Source organism: Serratia liquefaciens, from assembly GCF_027594825.1.
Classification (GTDB): domain Bacteria; phylum Pseudomonadota; class Gammaproteobacteria; order Enterobacterales; family Enterobacteriaceae; genus Serratia; species Serratia liquefaciens_A.
Genome location: NZ_CP088930.1, coordinates 157,926 through 176,391 on the forward strand (window position 1 = coordinate 157,926; position 18,466 = coordinate 176,391).

Annotated in this window: 18 protein-coding genes; 12 read left to right on the forward strand and 6 right to left on the reverse strand. The window is 58.4% G+C overall.

From position 1 onward, the window contains the following. The first annotated feature begins 93 nt into the window (after positions 1 to 93). The 6 genes from LQ945_RS00695 to LQ945_RS00720 all read left to right on the forward strand — a co-directional run bounded on the left by LQ945_RS00695 (position 94) and on the right by LQ945_RS00720 (position 7,372). Positions 94 to 1,110: a Gfo/Idh/MocA family oxidoreductase gene (locus LQ945_RS00695; RefSeq protein ID WP_270102042.1), complete on the forward strand. Its 1,017-nt coding sequence runs from the start codon at positions 94 to 96 to the stop codon at positions 1,108 to 1,110. Beyond that, on the forward strand, positions 1,110 to 1,889 hold the full coding sequence (locus LQ945_RS00700; RefSeq protein WP_270103031.1) for a TIM barrel protein: 780 nt from the start codon (positions 1,110 to 1,112) through the stop codon (positions 1,887 to 1,889). The genes LQ945_RS00695 and LQ945_RS00700 overlap by 1 nt, the downstream gene beginning before the upstream one ends. Before the next feature lie 92 nt (positions 1,890 to 1,981). After that, positions 1,982 to 2,905 carry a substrate-binding domain-containing protein gene (locus LQ945_RS00705; RefSeq protein ID WP_270102043.1) on the forward strand — a complete coding sequence of 308 codons (924 nt, stop codon included), beginning with the start codon at positions 1,982 to 1,984 and terminating at the stop codon, positions 2,903 to 2,905. Between the two features lie 99 nt (positions 2,906 to 3,004). Then, a complete protein-coding gene (locus tag LQ945_RS00710; RefSeq protein WP_044551051.1) occupies positions 3,005 to 3,877 on the forward strand; it encodes a helix-turn-helix transcriptional regulator in 873 nt (290 codons plus the stop codon). A 101-nt stretch (positions 3,878 to 3,978) separates the two neighbouring features. Then, positions 3,979 to 5,676 carry an ABC transporter ATP-binding protein gene (locus tag LQ945_RS00715; RefSeq protein WP_270102044.1) on the forward strand — a complete coding sequence of 566 codons (1,698 nt, stop codon included), beginning with the start codon at positions 3,979 to 3,981 and terminating at the stop codon, positions 5,674 to 5,676. Continuing rightward, positions 5,666 to 7,372, forward strand: a complete 1,707-nt coding sequence (locus LQ945_RS00720) for an ABC transporter ATP-binding protein (protein ID WP_270102045.1) — start codon at positions 5,666 to 5,668, stop codon at positions 7,370 to 7,372. Before LQ945_RS00715 ends, LQ945_RS00720 begins: the two co-directional genes overlap by 11 nt. A gap of 48 nt (positions 7,373 to 7,420) precedes the next feature. Here the strand turns inward: LQ945_RS00720 and LQ945_RS00725 are convergent, their stop codons facing one another. Next, positions 7,421 to 8,647: an MFS transporter gene (locus tag LQ945_RS00725; RefSeq protein WP_270102046.1), complete on the reverse strand. Its 1,227-nt coding sequence runs from the start codon at positions 8,645 to 8,647 to the stop codon at positions 7,421 to 7,423. A 96-nt stretch (positions 8,648 to 8,743) separates the two neighbouring features. Between LQ945_RS00725 and LQ945_RS00730 the strand changes: the two genes are divergently transcribed. From LQ945_RS00730 to LQ945_RS00750, 5 genes are all read left to right on the forward strand, one after another. Further along, positions 8,744 to 9,682, forward strand: a complete 939-nt coding sequence (locus LQ945_RS00730) for a LysR family transcriptional regulator (RefSeq protein ID WP_270102047.1) — start codon at positions 8,744 to 8,746, stop codon at positions 9,680 to 9,682. 146 nt (positions 9,683 to 9,828) lie between these two features. Further along, the gene (locus LQ945_RS00735; RefSeq protein WP_044551060.1) at positions 9,829 to 10,590 is read left to right on the forward strand and encodes a dimethylarginine dimethylaminohydrolase family protein; all 762 of its coding nucleotides are present in this window, start codon (positions 9,829 to 9,831) and stop codon (positions 10,588 to 10,590) included. Between the two features lie 27 nt (positions 10,591 to 10,617). Then, the gene (locus LQ945_RS00740) at positions 10,618 to 11,391 is read left to right on the forward strand and encodes an ABC transporter substrate-binding protein (RefSeq protein ID WP_269934617.1); all 774 of its coding nucleotides are present in this window, start codon (positions 10,618 to 10,620) and stop codon (positions 11,389 to 11,391) included. Positions 11,392 to 11,446: 55 nt separating this feature from the next. Beyond that, positions 11,447 to 12,136: an ABC transporter permease gene (locus LQ945_RS00745; protein ID WP_270102048.1), complete on the forward strand. Its 690-nt coding sequence runs from the start codon at positions 11,447 to 11,449 to the stop codon at positions 12,134 to 12,136. Then, positions 12,136 to 12,858 (forward strand): ABC transporter permease, encoded by a 723-nt coding sequence (locus tag LQ945_RS00750; protein ID WP_044551065.1) that lies wholly within the window; start codon positions 12,136 to 12,138, stop codon positions 12,856 to 12,858. Before LQ945_RS00745 ends, LQ945_RS00750 begins: the two co-directional genes overlap by 1 nt. Positions 12,859 to 12,864: 6 nt before the next feature. Here the strand turns inward: LQ945_RS00750 and LQ945_RS00755 are convergent, their stop codons facing one another. Beyond that, positions 12,865 to 13,320 (reverse strand): Lrp/AsnC family transcriptional regulator, encoded by a 456-nt coding sequence (locus tag LQ945_RS00755; protein WP_020826863.1) that lies wholly within the window; start codon positions 13,318 to 13,320, stop codon positions 12,865 to 12,867. Positions 13,321 to 13,334: 14 nt separating this feature from the next. Here LQ945_RS00755 and LQ945_RS00760 point away from each other — a divergent pair, with 14 nt between their 5' ends. Then, positions 13,335 to 14,441: a succinylglutamate desuccinylase/aspartoacylase family protein gene (locus LQ945_RS00760; protein ID WP_270102049.1), complete on the forward strand. Its 1,107-nt coding sequence runs from the start codon at positions 13,335 to 13,337 to the stop codon at positions 14,439 to 14,441. 11 nt (positions 14,442 to 14,452) lie between these two features. Here LQ945_RS00760 and LQ945_RS00765 read toward each other — a convergent pair whose 3' ends face one another. From LQ945_RS00765 to LQ945_RS00780, 4 genes are read right to left on the reverse strand one after another with little or no spacing between them, the layout of a single operon-like run. After that, positions 14,453 to 15,373, reverse strand: coding sequence for a metallophosphoesterase (locus LQ945_RS00765; protein ID WP_270102050.1), 921 nt, complete (start codon positions 15,371 to 15,373; stop codon positions 14,453 to 14,455). A gap of 17 nt (positions 15,374 to 15,390) precedes the next feature. Beyond that, entirely contained in the window at positions 15,391 to 16,182 is a 792-nt protein-coding gene (locus LQ945_RS00770) for a carbohydrate ABC transporter permease (RefSeq protein ID WP_270103032.1), read from the reverse strand. 47 nt (positions 16,183 to 16,229) lie between these two features. Continuing rightward, positions 16,230 to 17,141: a carbohydrate ABC transporter permease gene (locus LQ945_RS00775; RefSeq protein WP_270102051.1), complete on the reverse strand. Its 912-nt coding sequence runs from the start codon at positions 17,139 to 17,141 to the stop codon at positions 16,230 to 16,232. A gap of 11 nt (positions 17,142 to 17,152) precedes the next feature. Beyond that, complete coding sequence (locus tag LQ945_RS00780) at positions 17,153 to 18,439, reverse strand: ABC transporter substrate-binding protein (RefSeq protein WP_270102052.1); 1,287 nt, start codon at positions 18,437 to 18,439, stop codon at positions 17,153 to 17,155. Positions 18,440 to 18,466 lie beyond the last annotated feature (27 nt).

Genomic DNA, 18,466 nt, shown 5'->3' on the forward strand with positions numbered 1-18,466 from the left:
CAAATTCCGCGTGTTTTGAGCTGGCATCCCCTTTGCAATACCCAGGGTGAACCTCGTTGCCCAATAGGGCGTTACCTCACATAAGGAATCACTATGAGTCATTCATCCCAACCCCTGCGTGTTGGTTTGATCGGTGCCGGCAGAATGGGCACTTTCCATGCGGAGTCGCTGGCACGGCGCGTACCGGGGGCGGTGTTGGCGGCGGTGGCCGATCCTCTGCCGGGCGCAGCTCAACGGCTGGCTGAGCGCTTGGGCGTTGAAGCCTACAGCGATTTGCAGGCGATGCTGGACAACCCGGCAATTGATGCGGTGGTAATAGCTTCTCCGGCACGAACCCATGCGGAGTGGGTAATTGCAGCGGCAAAGGCCGGCAAGCATGTGTTCTGCGAAAAGCCGATGGCCATCACGCTGGATGAGGCAGACAGTGTCATTGCTGCCGCAAAACGGGCGGGGGTGGTTTTACAGGTCGGCTTTAATCGCCGTTTTGTCAGCGGATTTGCCGCCGCTATCTCCGCCGTGAAGGCGGGTGAGAATGGCACCACGCAGTTGTCCCGTTCGGTGACGCGCGACCCCTTGCTACGGGATCCGGCGCCTATCCCGGCGTGGACCATCTTTCTAGAAACCTTGATTCATGATTTCGATACCTTACTGCATTTCAACCCTGGCGCCAGGCCGGTAGAGGTTTATGCGTTGGCGGATGCCCTGGTGCGGCCGGACTTCAAAGACCAAGGGCTGCTGGACACCGCCGTGGTCACCCTTCGCTTTGACAACGGGGCTATCGCCACCGCCGAAGCCAATTTCCAGGCGGTGTACGGTTACGACGTGCGCGGCGAGGTGTTTGGCAGCAAAGGCATGTTGCAGGCGGGCAATATCAACCTGAACAACTGCGTGCGTTATCACGCCGGAGGCATCGCCATAGAAACGTCGCGGCAGGATACCGATCTGTTGCGTGACGCCTACGTGGCGGAGTTGACCGAATTCGCCCAGAGCATCCGGCAAGGTTGCAGTCCGCGTGCTACCGGACAAGATGCGCGCAATGCGCTGGCAATAGCCTTGGCCTGTATCGAGTCGGTGCAGCAGGGCAAACCGGTCAAGCTGGAGGGGCAATGATGGCGAGTTATCAGCTTTCCGCGTGTGCCGAAATGGTATTTCTCGATCTGCCCTTTGCCGAGCGCGTGGCGCGTATCGATGCGCTAGGGTTTGGCGTTGAAATGTGGAACTGGGCCAATAAAGACCTTGATGCTTTGGCCGCCAGCGGGGCGCGCTTCACGTCAATGACCGGTTATCTCAGCGGTAACCTGACCGACGACGAGGAGATTGCCCAATTGTTGCACACCGCCGAGCAGTCATTGGCCGTCGCACAACGTTTGAATTGCCCGAGCCTGAATCTTCACGGCACCGGGCTGGATCCCCAGGGGTTACCGGTGAAACCGGTGGCGGTGGTAACCGGTGCGATGTGGCTCAAGGCGGCCGACACGCTAAGCCGGTTGGCGTACATGGCGGAGCGGGCCGGGAAAGTCTTCACGCTGGAAAACCTCAATTTGCCGCGCGACCACCCCGGCACGCCCTTCGCCAAAGCCTGCGATACCCTGGCTCTGGTGGAGGCGGTAAACCGCCCAGGCCTGAAGATGAATCTCGATCTTTACCATGCGCAGATTGGCGAAGGGGATCTTATCGAACTGATCCGTCGCTGTGGCCCGGCAATAGGGGAAATCCAGGTGGCGGACGTGCCGGGGCGGCAACAGCCTGGTACCGGTGAAATCAATTACCGCGCCATCGCACGCACGTTAGAAGACATCGGTTATCAGGGCGTGGTGGCGATGGAAGGGTGGGCATCCGGTGACAGCACCGACGCGCTGTTACAGTTCCGCGACCATTTTACCCGATAGCCTGAACACATCCGGGCAGGGTCGGTGCCCGGCAGGCAAAAATGATGCGTTGATTTTAATAATAAATAAACCTCAACCTACAGGATGTCATCATGAAAACCAAAAGCTGGCTACTGATACTGCTGAGCATCGTCATGAGCTTCAGCGCCCAGGCGAAAACCTACAAGGTCGGCGTCGCGCTGGCCAATTTCGATCTTAACTTTGTCTCTATTTTGCGTTCACAGATGGTGAGTGAACTTAAGCAGTTGGGCATGGACGGCCAGTTTGTCGATGCCAAAGGGGACGTGGCGCTGCAGGTGCAGCAGGTGGACGATTTTATCAACCTCGGGGTGGACGCCATTATCCTCAATCCGGTTGATACCCAGGGGGTGAAGCCGATGATGGACGCGGCCGAAAGGGCCAATATTCCGCTGATTTTCGTCAACCGCAAACCGGAGGTAAAACTGGCCAAGGACATGGCGTACGTGGGGTCGGACTCTGCGGCCGGTGGAGAAATGCAGATGGAAGCCTTGGCGAAAAAGATGAACTACCGCGGTAACGTGGCGATCCTGATGGGGGCGCTGGCCAACGAAGAGGCGCGCGAGCGCACCCGCGCTGTGGAAGCGGTGATCGCCAAATATAAAGAGATGAAGGTGCTGGAGAAACAGACCGCCAAATGGCAGCGCAATGAGGCGGTGGATGTGGTGTCCGGTTGGCTGCTGAACGGTCGCCCGATTGACGCGATTGCCGCCAACAACGATGAAATGGCGATTGGGGCCATCATGGCGTTGAATCAGGCCAAAAACAAAACCATTCTGGTGGCGGGTATCGACGGCACGCCGGACGGTCAGCAGTTCATTAAAAACGGCGGCATGACGTTGACCATTTTCCAGGATGCCAAAGGGCAGGCCATCGGGGCCGTGCAGGTGACCAGGGCGCTGTTGGAAAAACAGCAGGTCGAGCCCTATAACTGGGTGCCTTACAAAACCATCACACAGCAGAATTTGGCGGAGTTCCAGGCGGTTAATCAGAAGTAGGCAGGGGACGGCGGCCGGAAAGTTGAATGGGAATTATTTTCAATTTCCGGTCGTTGTGCCATAGTGAAAACCCTGCTCCTCGTACACATCATGACAACCATGCCGATACCCCTAGAGCAACACCCGCAACCGGGACCTGAACGTCTGAAATTCGCGCCGCACATCATGCTGCACAGCGGCACCTGGCTGGAACAGCAATCACAATGGGAAGAGGATCCGTTGATCGACGGCATCAAGCTGGCGTTGGTCCACAGCGGCCAAATGCAATGCCGGGTTGCAGGACAGGCCATGCGGCATATTGCCGAGCCTTCGCTTTGCGCATTTGGCAACCTGGGTGACAACGGGGTAATACACCGTTTCCAGCGCGATATCCCGTTGCGCTACACCATTTTGCAACTGGAGAGCGACGGACAGGATCAGCATGCCGAAATGTTTCCCGCCGCGCTGAAATATCGGGCGGGACAGCCGCCGAAAATGCTGATAGGCCCTGCGCCAAAACGACTGCTGGCATTGTCCGCACAGATAGCGACCTGCCCATTGCATGGTGCCACGCGCGATCTGTATCTGGCCGGTAAGGCGATGGAACTGATCGCCATGAGCCTGCACCACTTGTCGGATGCTCCCGTGCAGGACATCACCGAACTGCGGCTCTCGCATGCCGATATTGAACGTCTCCACGCCGCGCGCGATCTGCTGATTGCCGACCTGCCAAATCCCCCCGGGCTGGACAGTCTGGCGGCGCAGGCGGGCATTAATACCCGCAAATTGACCCAGGGTTTCCGCCAGGTTTTTGGCGCCAGCGTGTACGCCTGGCTACAGGAGTATCGTTTACAGCAGGCGCACCGCATGCTCAGTGCCGAAGAGGCGAATGTTTCGACCATTGCCTACCGCGTGGGCTACAGTCCGGCGCATTTCTCCATCGCCTTTCGCAGACGCTTCGGCGTCTCCCCCAGCACTCTGGTGGCGCGCTGACCGGTGGCCTAAACAAAAAGTCGCGCTGGCGAAAGCATCCTTACCTGAGCCTCCCCGCAATTCCGTTATCGTAAGGCACGGAATTTTGTGGAGTGATAACGATGGAAGGGGCATTACACCTCTTGTTGCGGCCTTATTATCGCCCGCTGGGGGCGGCTGTGTTTTTGCAGGCGCTGGCGGGCATCTGTTCACTGGTGCCCTGGATCCTGCTGGGGTATATCGCCGCCAGAGATCAAACCCTGGGCGACATGAGGGTGCTGTGGCCCATCGCCATCAGCGGTTTGCTTTGGCTGCTGGGCCAGACACTGGCTTTGTATCTCACGCATCGGGTAGACGCCGGGCTTTGCCATCAACTGCGTTTGAAATTGGCAACCAAATTGCAGCGTCTGCCGCTGAACTGGTTTGTTCATCAGGGCGAGGACGGCGTAGCCCGTTACGTTGAACAGGACGTGCGGGCGCTGCATCAGTTGGTCGCCCATGCGCCGACGGATCTGGTGAATTTGCTGGTCGTCCCGCTGGTGGCGTTGGGTTATTTGTTGACGCTGAACCTGTCGCTGGCGCTGTTTGTCCTGTTGCCCCTTGGTGCCGCCGTGGGGTTGTTTATGGCTATGCGTGCTTCTCGTTTTCGTAGTGCTGTCGAACAGCGCGACCGTACGATGGAGCATATGCTGGAAAGCTATGGCTCGCTGGCCAGTCACCCGGTAGCGGTACGGCAGTATCCACAGGCCGGGGTGCAGGCTCAGGCTCAGGCGGCAAGCGAACTGTTTGCTGCCGCATTCAGCCATTGGGTGCAACGCATCGGCGGTTTCAGCGCCGGTACGCAACTGCTGCTGGGGGCACCGCTACTGGCTGTCTGGGCGATCGCCGGCGCGCTGGGGTTAGGTCACAGTCTGCTGCCTGCCGCGCAATTGTGCGTGTTTTTGTTGATGGTCAAAGCCATTGCCGCACCGTTGCAGGCGATGGGACACGGCGGCGATGCCCTGCGCAGCGCCAGGCAGGCAGCGGCTCGGCTGAATGCATTGTTGGCGATGCCAGAGATGACGGAAGGCACGCAGCAACCTGATCTGGCCGCACCGGCCAATATCGACGTGCGTGAACTCGACTTTTCTTACGCCGGTCAGCCCGTCCTGCGGAACATCAGCTTTGTGCTGCCCGCCGGCAGCGTCACCGCGATTGTTGGGCCATCAGGGGCGGGGAAAAGCAGTTTATTGCTGCTGTTGGCGCGCTTTATGGATCCGGATCGCGGGCAGATCCTCGTCGGTGGTCAACCTTTGGACAGCTTATCCGACGCCGGGCGGTTCCGGCTGATCACGCCGGTGTTGCAGCAAGGCTGTGCGCTGTCGCAGCCGCTGGATCAAAACATCGCGCTCTACCGCCCGGATGCCGAACCGGCCGCCATTCACGCCGCGGCCAGGGCCGCCTGTTTGCACGAGGAAATCATGGCGCGCCCGTTGGGTTACCAGAGCATACCCGGTAAAGACATTCAGCTATCTGGCGGGGAACTGCAACGCCTGTCCATTGCCCGCGCCTTGTTGTCTCCGGCGCCCATTCTGCTGCTGGATGAACCTACCTCGGCGCTCGATCCGCAAACCGCCGTTGCCTTGCTGGGGCGGTTACGCCAGCGCGCTGGGACCACCGTGATCGTCAGCCACCGACTGGCTGATGTCATCGATGCCGATTGCATTCTGGTGCTGGAGCGCGGGCAACTGGTCGCCCGCGGTAACCATCGGCAACTGCTTGCCGCCGGCGGGCTTTACCGCCGCCTGTGGGACAGTCAGGGAGACACCTATGGCTATTAAGCTGGCACGCCTGAGATTTCTTACGCCGCAGGATCGCGCGAGGTTGACGAAAACGCTGCTGTGGATGACGGCATGCGCGGTGCTGGACGGTATCGCCGGCCTGATGCTGTTGCCGCTGATTGTCGCCTGGTTTAGTGGCAACGCTGAACAGGTCTGGTCGGCGTTATGGCCGCTGTTGGCGACTACGGCGCTTTATGGCGTAGTGATGTTCGTGGCTACGCTAAAAGGGTATCTGGCGGGCAGCACCCTGGTACGGGTGCTGATCGGGGCACTGGTTCACCATATTCCCCGCATTCCCGCCAACTTGCTTGATCGGGTGCAACTGCCCGGCCTGGTGCGGGGACCGGTGCTGACCGCCATGGCGATCCCGGCGCATTTACTGGCGCCGCTGATTGCCGCGGTGGTGACCCCGGCAACGGTGATTGTCGGTTTGGCGTTTATTGATCTGCCGCTGGCCGGGTGTCTGTCGGGCGCAGCGGTGCTGTTGGGGTTGTGGCTGCGCTGGGGAGGGCGGCGCACCCTGGTGCTGGAAGAGCAGCACCATCAGTCTGAACGCAAAAGTGCCGCCCAGTTGGCGGAGTTTGGACAGCAGCAGGCCTTGTTGCGTACTGCGGGGTTGAATCAGCAGAGCGGGCAACGACTGGTGCAGGCGCTGGTCGCTCAATACCGTAACGTCATGCAGCTTCAGCGGCGCTCACTGCCTGTCGCATTGGCTTTTGCCGGTGCGGTTCAGGGAGTGTTTCTGTTGGTGCTGCTACTGGGAGCCTGGCGTGTGGGCAGTGGCGAACTGACGACACCGCTGTGGATCGCCGAAATGGTGCTGTTGGTGCGCTTTATCGAGCCTCTGTCGACCATGACGCATCTCGGCCAGTCGCTGCGCAATGCCTGGCAGGCGCTAACGCAGGTGCTGCGAGTCCTGGAAACGCCGGCGCTGCAGTTTACGCAACCGGGTGAAACCCCTGCGGACAGCCATGTGCTGGTGCGAAAGGTTGGCTATCGCCTGCCTGACGGTACAAGCCTGCTCAGCGAGATCGACCTGGATATTCCGCCGGGCCGATTACTGGCGATCGTTGGCCCCTCCGGCGCGGGTAAAAGTACCTTGTTGGGGCTGCTGGCGCGCAATGCCGACGCCACCGAGGGCCAGATCCTCATTGGCGGGGCAGACATCCGCCAGTTGGGCGAGCAGACGCTGGCGAACTGGCGCAACCTGCTGATGCAAGATACGCCCCTGTTTCAGGGCAGTATCCGCTGGAACCTGCAATTGGCCAGTCCGGCGTTAAAAGAATATGAAATGCAGGAGGCGCTGTCCGCAGTGGGCCTGCTACAGGAGATCGCCCGCTTGCCGCAAGGGCTGGATAGTCAGGTTGGCGTGGGGGGCGCGGCACTGTCCGGGGGGCAAAGGCTGCGTCTCTGCCTGGCGCGTAGCCTGTGCGCCAGAACGCCAATCTTGCTGTTGGATGAGCCGACTGCCAGCCTGGATTCGCTCAGCGCCAGCCGTGTCATGGCATTGTTGGCCCGTCAACGCGGGCGGACCAGCTGCATTTACGTCACGCATAATCCTCGGTTGGCGGCGCAGGCAGACTGCATCGCCATTGTGGCGGCAGGGCGGTTACGTCGCAGCGGCAGCCATGCGCAGTTGCTGGCGCAAGACAGCTGGTACCGTGAGTTCTGTGCTGAAAACAGCGTAGAAGCTTAAAAGGCTCTGGTCGCAGTTGCTGCGGCCAGAGCCTGCCGAAAGTCATTATCAGGCCGTCACGCGTGGGGCGGTTTTGGCGAACAACCTCATTGCCAGCCCGCCGGCTGCCGTCAGCGTGGCCAACGTTACTACGCCAGGCCAGCCGGCAGTTTCCAGGATCTTGCTGCCCAGAGCGGCACCGCTTGCCATGCCGATAAACACCAGCGTAAACATGATGGCGTTAAGGCGGCTGCGGGCGGCCGGATTGATGGCGTAAATAATGGTTTGATGGGCGACCAGCGTGGCCTGGATGCCGAGATCAAAACCTACCGCGCTTAGGGCAATCAACGCCAGTTGAGCGGGGAGCGGCAGCAATGGCAGCAGGAACATCAGCGCAAAAGAAACCACCACCATGGCAGCGCCGATCTTAGTGACATAGTCCGGCCCGTGACGATCGGCCAGCATGCCTGCCAGAGGTGCTGCCAGAGCGCCTGCCGCACCGGCCAAACCAAAAGCCCCGGCGACGGCGCTACCCAACTGATACCGTTCCGCCAGCATCACTGCCAGCGTAGACCAGAAAGCGCTGAACGCGATCGACAGCAAGCCTTGCGCCAGCGCAGCACGCCGCAGCTCCGGGTAATCTGCCCACAATTGGCCAAATGAACGCAACAACGCCGGGTAGCTGAGGGAAGTATTGGGTTTTAAACGGGGCAATACGGCCCCGATGGCAAAGCTGATGGCCAACACCGCCACGGCCGCCAGCAGATAAACGCTGCGCCAGCCGAAATATTCCGCCACCACGCCGCTGAACACGCGCGAAAGCAAAATACCCGCCAGCAGCCCGGTCATCACGGTCCCCACAGTTTTGCCCCGATTAGCGTCGGTTGCCAGCGTTGCGGCCGCCGGGATAATGTCCTGCGCCACCGTCGCAGCCAAGCCGATAGCCAGGCTGCTGAGCAGCAGCAGCGGGAATGAGGATGAAAAACCGCAAAACAGCAGGGTAAGGGCCAGCAGCATGCCTTTTATGCGGATGATCTGAAGACGATCGTGACGATCGCCCAGCGGAGCCAACAACAGGATCCCAAGTGCGTAGCCTGCCTGGGTCAGCGTAGGTACCCAGCCGGCGTCACTGACTCCGGCATGGAACGCATCTCCCATAATCCCCAGCATCGGCTGGCTATAGTAAATGGACGCTACGCTAAGACCGGCGCCGGTCGCCAGCAGAAAGACAACTTTGGCGGAAAGCGCATGGGCCGGTGTGGCGCCGGTATTATTGGCTGGTGAAATCAGGGTCATGGTGATTATCCCATAGAGGTAAAGTGCGCTTATTTTTGCCAGTATTTGCCGCAAACTGTAGCCCCCGAACGGGTAGAACTGTTATACGTAATGCGTATGAATAAAAACTCATTTCCCAATGGCGATCGCATAGCCATGATGCAAACCTTGGTACGCATCGTAGACAGCGGCAGTCTTTCTGCCGCTGCGGCGCAAATGCAGACCTCACAGCCCACCGTTAGCCGGCGCCTGCAGGTACTGGAACAACTGTTGGGCGTTAAATTAATCCAGCGCACCACCCACAGTATGAAACTGACGGATGACGGAGAACGTTGTTATCAGCATGCGCGCAAGCTGATAGAGCAGTGGCAAATCATGGAGGATGAGCTGCGCGGCGTACGCGATGAGCCGGTCGGTGTATTACGGGTGCGTGCACCGCATGCCTTCGGTCAGGATCAGCTGATTGGGCCGCTGGGTGACTATTTGCAACGTTATCGCCAGACCAGCGTGGAGTGGACGCTTAACGACCACTCGCCGGATTTTATCCCCGAAGGCGTGGACTGCGCGATCCACGTGGGTGCCGTGACCGATCCTTCGGTGGTGGCGGTATTGCTGGCGGAAGTGCCGCGCATTGTGGTGGCCGCGCCTGACTTATTGGCCAGCCAGCCCCCGCTGACGCAGGTGGGCGATTTAGCACGGTTGCCCTGGCTGGCGTTGAATAGCTTTTACCGTAACGAAGTCACCCTGACCCACAGGGATAGCGGTGAAGCCTATCGTTTTGACATTGCCCCAAGATTAAGCACCGACAGTCTCTATGCGGTACGTAAAGCCGCGTTGAACGGCGTAGGGGTGGCGATGTTGTCCTCCTGGGTGGTCAAACAGGATCTGGAGCAGGGCGCTCTTATTGCTTTAATGCCAACCTGGCGTGCCGCGCCCTTGCCGATTTATCTGCTTTATCCGTACGCCAGCTATTATCCCGCCCGGCTGCGTAAATTCCTCGAGCTGATGAAAGAGGTGATGCCGCGTATCACCGGCGCAAATGCGCCAACGACCTAAAAGCGCGTACAGCGGAATTTGTCGTTAGCGGAGCGATATACAGCGCAAATCTGGAGTGTCGGCGCGTGGATTCAACCTGATTGGCGGCGGTATCTGTTTGATAATCGAAGCAACAGTGACCGTCCCTTTCAATCGAGAGAATCGCCATGCACTTTACTCAAGCCATTGCCAGACTCCCTGCCGACAGCTGCGGCAGCGGACAAACTACCGCCCAATTGGGCGCGCCGGATATCGCGGCCACCGGCCGTCAGTTTTTGGCCTATGTGGACACCTTGCTCCGCCTGGGGCTAAAAGTGACAGTGTTACCGGCAGCCCCCGCATTCCCGGATGCACACTTTGTTGAAGACACGGCGGTGGTGATGCCTGAATTGGCGGTGATCACCCATCCGGGCGCGCCTAGCCGTCAGGGCGAGGTAGCGACCATTGCGCCATTGTTTGAAGGCGTGCGGCCAGTGGTGCGCATGAGCCAGCGCGGTCATCTGGACGGGGGGGATGTGCTGCTGGTCGATCGCCAGTTTTTCGTCGGTCTGACGGCCCGTACCGATGAAGCCGGCATCGGCGAATTCGCTGCGGCAGTGGAGCCCTACGGCTATCGGGTGACGGCGATTGAAGTCAGCGCCGGTCTGCACCTGAAGTCCATCGTTAATTACGTTGGCCGCAATACCTTGTTGCTGACCGAAGACTACCAACAGCATCCTGCTTTTAGCGGATTCAGTTCGATCGTGATCCCGGAAGAAGAGTCCTACGCCGGCAATACGCTGTGGATTAACGATACGCTGATTACCCCGCGCGGTTACCCGCACACGCTCGCACAAATTGAAAAATTGGCTATGCCGATTGTCCAGCTTGATACCAGTGAATTTAAAAAAATGGACGGCGGCCTGACCTGCCTGTCACTTCGTTTCTAATCTTTTCTTTTACCGGGGATCTCAGCCATGAAAAAAACATTAGCGGTTTTACTGACCAGCCTGGCGTTGGGCGGCCCTGCGGCGGCTCAGGCCTTCGACACCATCAGCTTTGGCGTTGACGGTGGCTACCCGCCGTTTGACGTGCTCGCGCCCAACGGCGAGATCACCGGTTTTGATATCGATATCGCCAATGCGCTCTGTACTCATCTGCATGCCAAATGCGTGTTCGTCAAACAACCCTTCGAAAGCATGATTGCCGCGCTCAATGCCCATAAGTTCGATGCCATTATCGCTTCGCTGACCATCACCGATGAGCGCAAAAAGGAAGTGGATTTCACCGATCGTTATTACCGCAGTTCCGCCCAGTTGGTGGCGCGTAAAGGCAGCGCTTTACTGCCTGACGTTGCCAGCCTGAAAGGCAAAACCGTCGGCGTGCAGACCGGCTCGATACACGAAGCCTACGCGAAACAACATTGGGGTGGAAAAGGGGTGAAAATTGTTTCTTACGCCAACCAGGATAATGTCTATCTGGATTTGATGTCCGGCCGCATTAATGCGTCGTTGCAGGACAATACTCAGGCCGCAAGCAGCTTTATCGATACCCCGCGCGGGCAGAAATTTGCCTTTGCCGGTCCGGTGATTGAGGACAGCAGCATTTCCTCCGACGTCGGCATCGCGGTGGGCAAAGACAACCCGGCGCTGCGTGACGCGCTTAACGGTGCGATCAAGGCCATTCGCGCCGACGGCACTTACGAAGCCATCCAGAAAAAATATTTCAGCTTCGATATTTACGGTAACTAAACCGGCTCGTTAATGCCGGCTGGCCCGGCAATCTGTCAAGTATGGGAGGCCAGGTATGGTCACAGAGTATTTGCCGTTGCTGGCGCAGGGGGCGGCGATGTCGCTGTGCGTCATGCTGGTATCACTGGCGGTGGCGCTGGCGCTTGGACTGGTCAATGCACTGATCAAACTCTTTGGTCCGCGCTGGCTGCGCTGGGTTTCAACCGGCTACACCACGCTGGTGCGCGGTATCCCCGAACTGGTGATTATGCTGCTGTTGTTCTTTGGCGGTGAGATGCTGGTCAACGGAGCCCTCGGTCTGCTTGGGCTGGGGCCGCTGCGGTTTAACACCTTTATCTCCGGGGTGTTGGCGATTGGCTTCGTGTTTGGCGCTTACTATACCGAAACCTTCCGTGGCGCGTTTCTTACCGTGGAGCGTGGCCAACTGGAGGCTGCGATGGCCTATGGTATGAGCCCAGGCCAGGTATTTAGCCGTGTTCTGTTACCCCAAATGCTGAGTTTTGCGATCCCCGGCATCAACAACAACTGGCTTGGGTTGATGAAGGCCTCGGCGCTGGTGTCGATCCTCGGTCTGGAGGACATGGTATGGCTGGCAGAGCAGGCCGGGCGCGCCACGCAAAAGCCATTCCTGTTTTATTTCCTGGTGGCGCTGATTTATATGGCGATCACGGCGATTTCCAGTTGGGGCTTTAGCCGGCTGTCGCGGCGATACGCCTTGGCTTCCTCCAATGCAGGAGCCCGCTGATGAACCTGCAAAATATGCTGGAAGCCGCACCGAGTTTTCTGTGGAGTGACGGCTCCGACGTCACTGGGTTAGCGATGACCGCCAAACTGTTTTTGTTGTCGGTCGTCCCCGGCTTATTGCTGGCGATGTTAATGGCGATAGGTCAGGTTTACGGCCCACGCCCGCTGTCTTATCTGATCCGCAGCGTGACCTACTTTTTCCGCAGTACGCCGCTGTACCTGCAATTGATGCTGATTTATTACGGCCTGTCGCAGTTTGACGTGGTGCAGCTGGGTTGGCAGGACGATCAGCCTTTCTGGCTGCTGTTTCGCGACGCGACCTTCTGCGCCACGCTGGCGTTGGTGCTCAATACCAGTGCCTACGTCGCGCAGCTGCTGGCCGGCATGATGGAAACCTTTCCGCGCCAGGAGTGGATTGCCGGTGAAGCCTATGGCATGAGCCAGCGGCAGATCATCCAGCGGTTGGTGCTGCCGGCCACGCTACGGCGCGGCATTCCTGCACTCAACAACGAGATGGTGTTCTTGCTGCATGCCACTTCGCTGGCCAGCACGGTCACGCTGCTGGATATCACCGGCGTGGCACGGGCACTTTATGCCGCCACCTATTCGCCATTTATTCCCTTTTTGATGGCGGCGGCGCTGTACCTGCTGTGCACCTTCCTGCTGATATTTCTGTTTTCGCGGGCGGAGCGGCGTTGGTTGGGGTTTGTCCGTCGAGATTAAGGGCGTTCAGGAGCGCTTAATGGATTGCAGTTCGGTCAGGGTGACGATTTTATCCACCCGGAATTTCTTGCTGGTCAGCCAGCTGTCGGCCAGCAACCGGTAGTTTTCCATGCTGCGGCAGCCAATGCGCACCAGAAAATCGAAGTTGCCGCTGACCAGCCAGCAATCCAGCACTTCCGGGGTATTACGCATCTCCTGCTCAAACGCCGGTTGGGAATGACCGTGGTCGGCCAGCGCGATCTGCGCCTGGATCACGAACGCATGCTCCGGCTCCGGCAGCTCGATGATGGCACTGTAGCCGCGGATAATGCCGTCGCGCTCCAGCCCACGAACCCGTTCCAGACAGGGGCGCGCGGTCAGGTTGACCTGCTCGGACAGCTTTTGATAGGAAATGCGGCCATCCCGGCACAGTATTTCAAGGATTTTTTTGTCGATGCGATCAAGCCGGGCTTTCTTTTCCACAGATAGGGCGTCCAATGAAAAGTAAACATCATAAGTTACCTGAACATGCCCTGGGGGGGCAGCGCCAATTCACCAGTTTTCATTTCGGCCAGCCGGGTAAAGGCGAAAAAATTTACCTGCAGGCCGGTCTGCATGCCGATGAACTGCCCGGCATGCTGGTGCTGCATTATCTTAAAAGATTACTCAGCCAGGCGGAACGGCGTGGTGAGCTGCAAAGCGAAATAATCCTGGTGCCGCTGGCCAACCCCCCGGGGCTGGCGCAGGTGCTGCTCAACGGTGGCGTGGGGCGCTTCGATCTGGTCAGCGGCCGCAACTTCAATCGCGATTTTCCCGATCTGGCGCGTCTGTTGCAAAACCACGATTTTAGCGCCTCGCAACCTCTTCAGCCGCAAGTCCGGGCCGCGATGCGTACCGTTTTGCAAGCCATGACCGAGGGCAGTGAAGTCACGGCACTGCGTCGCCAATTGCTGCTGTTGGCCTGTGATGCCGATGTGGTGCTGGATCTTCACTGTGACGATCGCGCCATCCTGCATATGTACGCCGATCCGGCTTGGGAACATCAGGCCGAAGTTCTGGCCCGTTTTATGGACATTGAGGCGGTACTGCTTTCGCAAGACAGCGGTGGCGGTTCATTTGATGAAGCCTGCGGTTTGCCCTGGCTTCGACTGGCGCAACAGCATCCTGCCCTAAGCCAGCTCAAACCGGGCTGCATGGCGGTTACGCTGGAGTTACGCGGACAACGGGATATCAGCCATGAATTGGCCAGCGGTGACGCAGAACGCCTGTACCGTTATTTACAGCACCGAGGCGCCGTTGCCGGACCCGCTCCGGCGATACCGCAACGCGAAGTGGCGATGCTGCCGTTTGCCGCCGGGGAGATTGTCCACGCCCCCGCCAGCGGCATTTTGCTGCTGTTGCGCCAGCCAGGAGAGTGGGTGGAGGCGGATGAAGCGGTGGCAGAAATCATCGACCCGATCACCGATACGGTAAAAGCGGTGCGAGCCAGCGCGGGCGGGCTGATTTATGCCTGCCGACAAGCGCCTTTTGTCACCCTGGGGGCCGAGGTGATGAAGATTGCCGGCAAGACCCTCTACCCGGGGGGCGGAGGCCTGGCGTTCTGAGGACGGTGCAGCTATCGCACTAACGTACGACTGATTTCTGGCCCGAAACCGGTAATCGAAAGGCTGTCGCCATCCAGTTCTACCACGGCGAACGGCAGCAGTTCATCGCCATCCACCATGCCCTTCAGGGTAATAAAGTCGGTATTCCCCATCCGCACATAATCGCCCAAATGGTAATGACCGGCAAAATAGGCGCGTACCTGATAACGGCACAACAGAGTGACCAGGGCGTCGCAGTTCCACAGGTTATGTTCATTGTCTGGCGCCAGCGGGTAATGGCCGAATACCAACACCTTTTCTCCCTGTTTCTGTGCGTCCGCCAGGCTGCACTCCAGCCAGCGAAGTTGCTCATCGCCGACGGCGCCGTTCCAGCTTTGCGCCTGCGGTTGATGCTCGGCGCGGATCCTGGCCAGCAGGTGCTGGGCCTGGGCATACTCGTCGCCGTTAGCCTGATTGCAATACAGGCTGAGATCATTGCCGTCGATCACGATGAAACGGTAGCCCTTCAGGCTGAACTGGTAGTAGTGCTTCGGCAACGCCAGCGCAGGAGAATGCGCCGCCAAATGGCAGGAAATGACATCCGCATCATGGTTACCCATAACCACGGCATGCGGGTGACGTAATTGCTGATACACCGGCAACAAATCGGCGTAGCTGTCCCAGTCCCGATCAACCAAATCACCCAGCGTGGCGACAAAGGCCAGCGGTAAGTCATTAAGCTGGGTGATGGCCTGGCTCAACTTGCGCAGGCTGTTACGGTAGTAACGGTTGTATTCGAAGTTGGGGTCGGCGTTGGCATACTGAGGATCCGCTATCAGCCCAAAGCGCAGCTTCTCTGGTTGCCCGGATTGTTCAGTAAATTGCGGCGCCCGATAAAGCGTACTGACGGCCCCCAGGGCCAGGGTTTGTGCAGCTGTGAGGTGTGAAGTCATGGGTTACCTGCTCAGCGCTAGCGAATGCCGGCGCGCATAAAGGATTGAACAAACTGACGTTGAAACACCAGAAACAAGATCAGCAAAGGCACGGACGTCATCAGCGTCGCCGCACCGATCAGCGCCCATTGCACGCCTTGCTCCGGCGCAGAGAACAGCTGCAGCCCAACGGTCAGTGGTCGTACATTGACCGAGTCGGTAATAACCAGCGGCCAGAGAAAGTCATTCCAGTGGAAGCTTATCGACACCAGCGCAAAAGCGACATACACCGGTTTCGCCAGCGGAATATAGATGCGGCGCAGAATGTAAAACCGACTGGCGCCTTCGACAATCGCCGCTTCTTCCAGCACCAGTGGGATGCTTTTGAAGGTTTGTCGCAACAGGAAAATAGCGAACGCCGAAGCAAAGTAAGGCAGGGCGATCCCCAATAGCGTATCGCGCAAGCCCAGCGAGCCAATGGTTTGATAATTGTTCAGAATGAGGACATCCGGGCTGATCATCAACTGCAGCAAGACCAGGGCAAACAGAATGCCGGCCCCTTTAAGCCTGAAACGCACCAGCGCATAGGCTGCCATGGTGGCCAGGATCAGTTGGCAAACCACGATCAGCAGCACCAGCAAAATGGTATTAAGAAAATAGCGGCCAAAGGGCGCTGCATGCCAGGCATTGATAAAGTTCTGCGTGGTCAAAGGGGCAAAGAGTGAAAAGCCTCCCTGTTCGCCTACCGGGTGAATGGCGATCCAGCCGGCCACCAGGATCGGCAAGATCCACAGCAGGGCAACGGCCCAGGTGAGCAAGCCCCAACCCATACGGCGTAGTGAAACTTTTTTCGGCGTTGACGCGGCGATGGAAAGGCTCATTGATAGTGGGCTCGCTTATCCAGCAGATTGAATTTAATTAACGCGATACTGGCTAAAATGACCAGCAGCACCACGGTCATTGCCGAAGCATAGGGCAGGTCCCAATAGCTGAACGCCGTCCTGTAGATGTAAAACAGCAGCAGGCTGGTGCTGTTGTCGGGGCCGCCGTTGGTCATGGCTATCACCTGATCGACAATGCGAAAGGCGTTCATTGAAGCGTTGATCAGAATAAACAGCGTGGTGGGCATCAGCAGCGGCCATTGGATGCGGCGGAAAAAATAGCCGCGTGATGCCCCTTCGATTTCGGCAGCTTCGGCAAGTTTGGGATCAATTTGCTGCAGTGCCGCCAGGTAAAAAATCATGAAGAAACCGGCCTCGCGCCACACCGATACCGCCATCAGGCAATAAAGCGCAGACTGCGGGTCACCCAGCCAGTTAACCGCAGGCAGCGAAAACAGCGCCAATAGCTGATTCAACAACCCCACCTGCGGGGTATAGAAAAACAACCACAGATTGGCGATCGCCACCATCGGCAGCAATGAAGGAATAAAAAAGGCGGCACGAACGAACGCGGTACCGCGCAGGCGTCGGTTGACCGCCAGGGCCATCAGCAGTGCCAAGCCCACCGCCAGCGGAATGGTGATGGCCGCATACAGCAGGTTATTGCGCAGCGACAGAATAAAGGTCTCGTCATCCAGCAATGCGAGGTAGTTATCCAGCCCGATGAACTGGGCCGGGCGGTTGTTGTGCGCCGCGCTGAATACGCTTTCCCATACCGTGGCCAACGCCGGATAATGGGTAAAGGTAATCAGAAAAATCAAAGCCGGCAGCACCAGCAAATAGCCATAAAGCTGCAAGGTAAAACGATGCCGGCGGGCGGTGTACAAGGCAGAATGCGATGGGGTCATGCCTGCCTCGATTATTGGTAGCGTTGCAATAAACGGTCAGCCTGTTTCTGCGCGTTTTCCAGCGCCTGCGACGGCGTTTTACTCTGCGTCACGGCGGCTTCCACGGCGCGGTTCAGCAATTCCTGAATTTGCACACTGTTATAGGTGGACAGCTCCGGCTGCGAGTATTTTAACTGCTCGCGAGCTACGGTCGCCTGTGGCACCTTGGCGGCATACTCTTTCATGGTCGCGGTTTCCCAGGCTGCCGGTGAAGTTGCAACATACCCGGTGGCGATGCTCCAGCGGGCCGCTTGCTCCGGTGCGGATAACCATTGCATAAAGGTCACGGCGGCTTTTTGCTGCGCCGGGCTGGTGCCGTTAAACAGATACAGGTTACCGCCGCCGGTCGGGCTGCCGCGCTGGGTTTTCTCCGGCAGCATGGCGACGCCGAACGGGAACTTGGCATTTTCGCGTACCGTGGTCAGGTTGCCGGTGGTGGTGACCATCATGGCGGTTTTACCGTCGATAAAGTCCTGCGGCGTGGTGCTCCAGGTAATGGCGCCTTTGGGCGAAACGCCATATTTTTGTGCCAGATCGGTCAGCCAGGTTAAGGCTTCAACGTTGGCCGGGGTGTTGAAGGTCACCGCCGTTCCCTTGCCGTTATCCAAATGGCTGCCGTTGGTGGCGGCAATGCCCTGGAAGGTCCAGTAGCCGATTGGGGTGGACGGGATCTCAATGCCCCACTGTTTAACTTCGTTGCCGCTGCGCACCACCAGTTTCTGGCCAAAATCAACCACCTGCTGCCAGTTGGCCGGTGGCGTATCACCCTCCAACCCGGCTTGCTGAAACGCCTGTTTATTCCAGTACAGCACCACGGTAGAACGCTGGAATGGGATCCCCCACACCTTATTCTGGATTTTGCGAATAAACGCCGGGTAGAAACCGTCGATCCAGGCCTTGCCGGCTTGATCGTCAGCCAGATCGCTGACCGGCAAGATAGCCCCGGCGTCGATCAGAGAATACGCTTCGATATCCCCGATGACGGCGATTTGCGGTGCATTTCCGCCGCGAAAGGCGGTTAATGCTTTGGTCACCGTGGTGGCATAGTCACCGGTATAGACCGGCTGAATGCTGATGTCCGGGTGCAGCTTTTCAAAATCTGCGACCAGCCCTTCAACGGTGTGGCTGATTTTGCCGCCGACGGCGATCGGATAGTACATTTGCAGCTTAACGGCATCCGCCGCCAGGACAGAAACGGAAACGCCGGCCAACAGCAGGGTGGCAGCGCTTAGTTTAAATAAACGGAGCGAGACAGACATGGAATTCCCCTGAAATAAAGTGATGTT

Bases quoted from the DNA above. Each gene is read 5' to 3' on its own strand.
- LQ945_RS00735 (WP_044551060.1), top strand. From the start codon at position 9,829: ATGCACTTTACTCAAGCCATTGCCAGACTCCCTGCCGACAGCTGCGGC.
- LQ945_RS00715 (WP_270102044.1), top strand. From the start codon at position 3,979: ATGGAAGGGGCATTACACCTCTTGTTGCGGCCTTATTATCGCCCGCTG.
- LQ945_RS00780 (WP_270102052.1), bottom strand. From the start codon at position 18,439: ATGTCTGTCTCGCTCCGTTTATTTAAACTAAGCGCTGCCACCCTGCTG.
- LQ945_RS00700 (WP_270103031.1), top strand. From the start codon at position 1,110: ATGGCGAGTTATCAGCTTTCCGCGTGTGCCGAAATGGTATTTCTCGAT.
- LQ945_RS00765 (WP_270102050.1), bottom strand. From the start codon at position 15,373: ATGACTTCACACCTCACAGCTGCACAAACCCTGGCCCTGGGGGCCGTC.
- LQ945_RS00770 (WP_270103032.1), bottom strand. From the start codon at position 16,182: ATGGGTTGGGGCTTGCTCACCTGGGCCGTTGCCCTGCTGTGGATCTTG.
- LQ945_RS00720 (WP_270102045.1), top strand. From the start codon at position 5,666: ATGGCTATTAAGCTGGCACGCCTGAGATTTCTTACGCCGCAGGATCGC.
- LQ945_RS00745 (WP_270102048.1), top strand. From the start codon at position 11,447: ATGGTCACAGAGTATTTGCCGTTGCTGGCGCAGGGGGCGGCGATGTCG.
- LQ945_RS00710 (WP_044551051.1), top strand. From the start codon at position 3,005: ATGCCGATACCCCTAGAGCAACACCCGCAACCGGGACCTGAACGTCTG.
- LQ945_RS00730 (WP_270102047.1), top strand. From the start codon at position 8,744: ATGAATAAAAACTCATTTCCCAATGGCGATCGCATAGCCATGATGCAA.
- LQ945_RS00750 (WP_044551065.1), top strand. From the start codon at position 12,136: ATGAACCTGCAAAATATGCTGGAAGCCGCACCGAGTTTTCTGTGGAGT.
- LQ945_RS00725 (WP_270102046.1), bottom strand. From the start codon at position 8,647: ATGACCCTGATTTCACCAGCCAATAATACCGGCGCCACACCGGCCCAT.
- LQ945_RS00740 (WP_269934617.1), top strand. From the start codon at position 10,618: ATGAAAAAAACATTAGCGGTTTTACTGACCAGCCTGGCGTTGGGCGGC.
- LQ945_RS00705 (WP_270102043.1), top strand. From the start codon at position 1,982: ATGAAAACCAAAAGCTGGCTACTGATACTGCTGAGCATCGTCATGAGC.
- LQ945_RS00775 (WP_270102051.1), bottom strand. From the start codon at position 17,141: ATGACCCCATCGCATTCTGCCTTGTACACCGCCCGCCGGCATCGTTTT.
- LQ945_RS00760 (WP_270102049.1), top strand. From the start codon at position 13,335: ATGAAAAGTAAACATCATAAGTTACCTGAACATGCCCTGGGGGGGCAG.
- LQ945_RS00695 (WP_270102042.1), top strand. From the start codon at position 94: ATGAGTCATTCATCCCAACCCCTGCGTGTTGGTTTGATCGGTGCCGGC.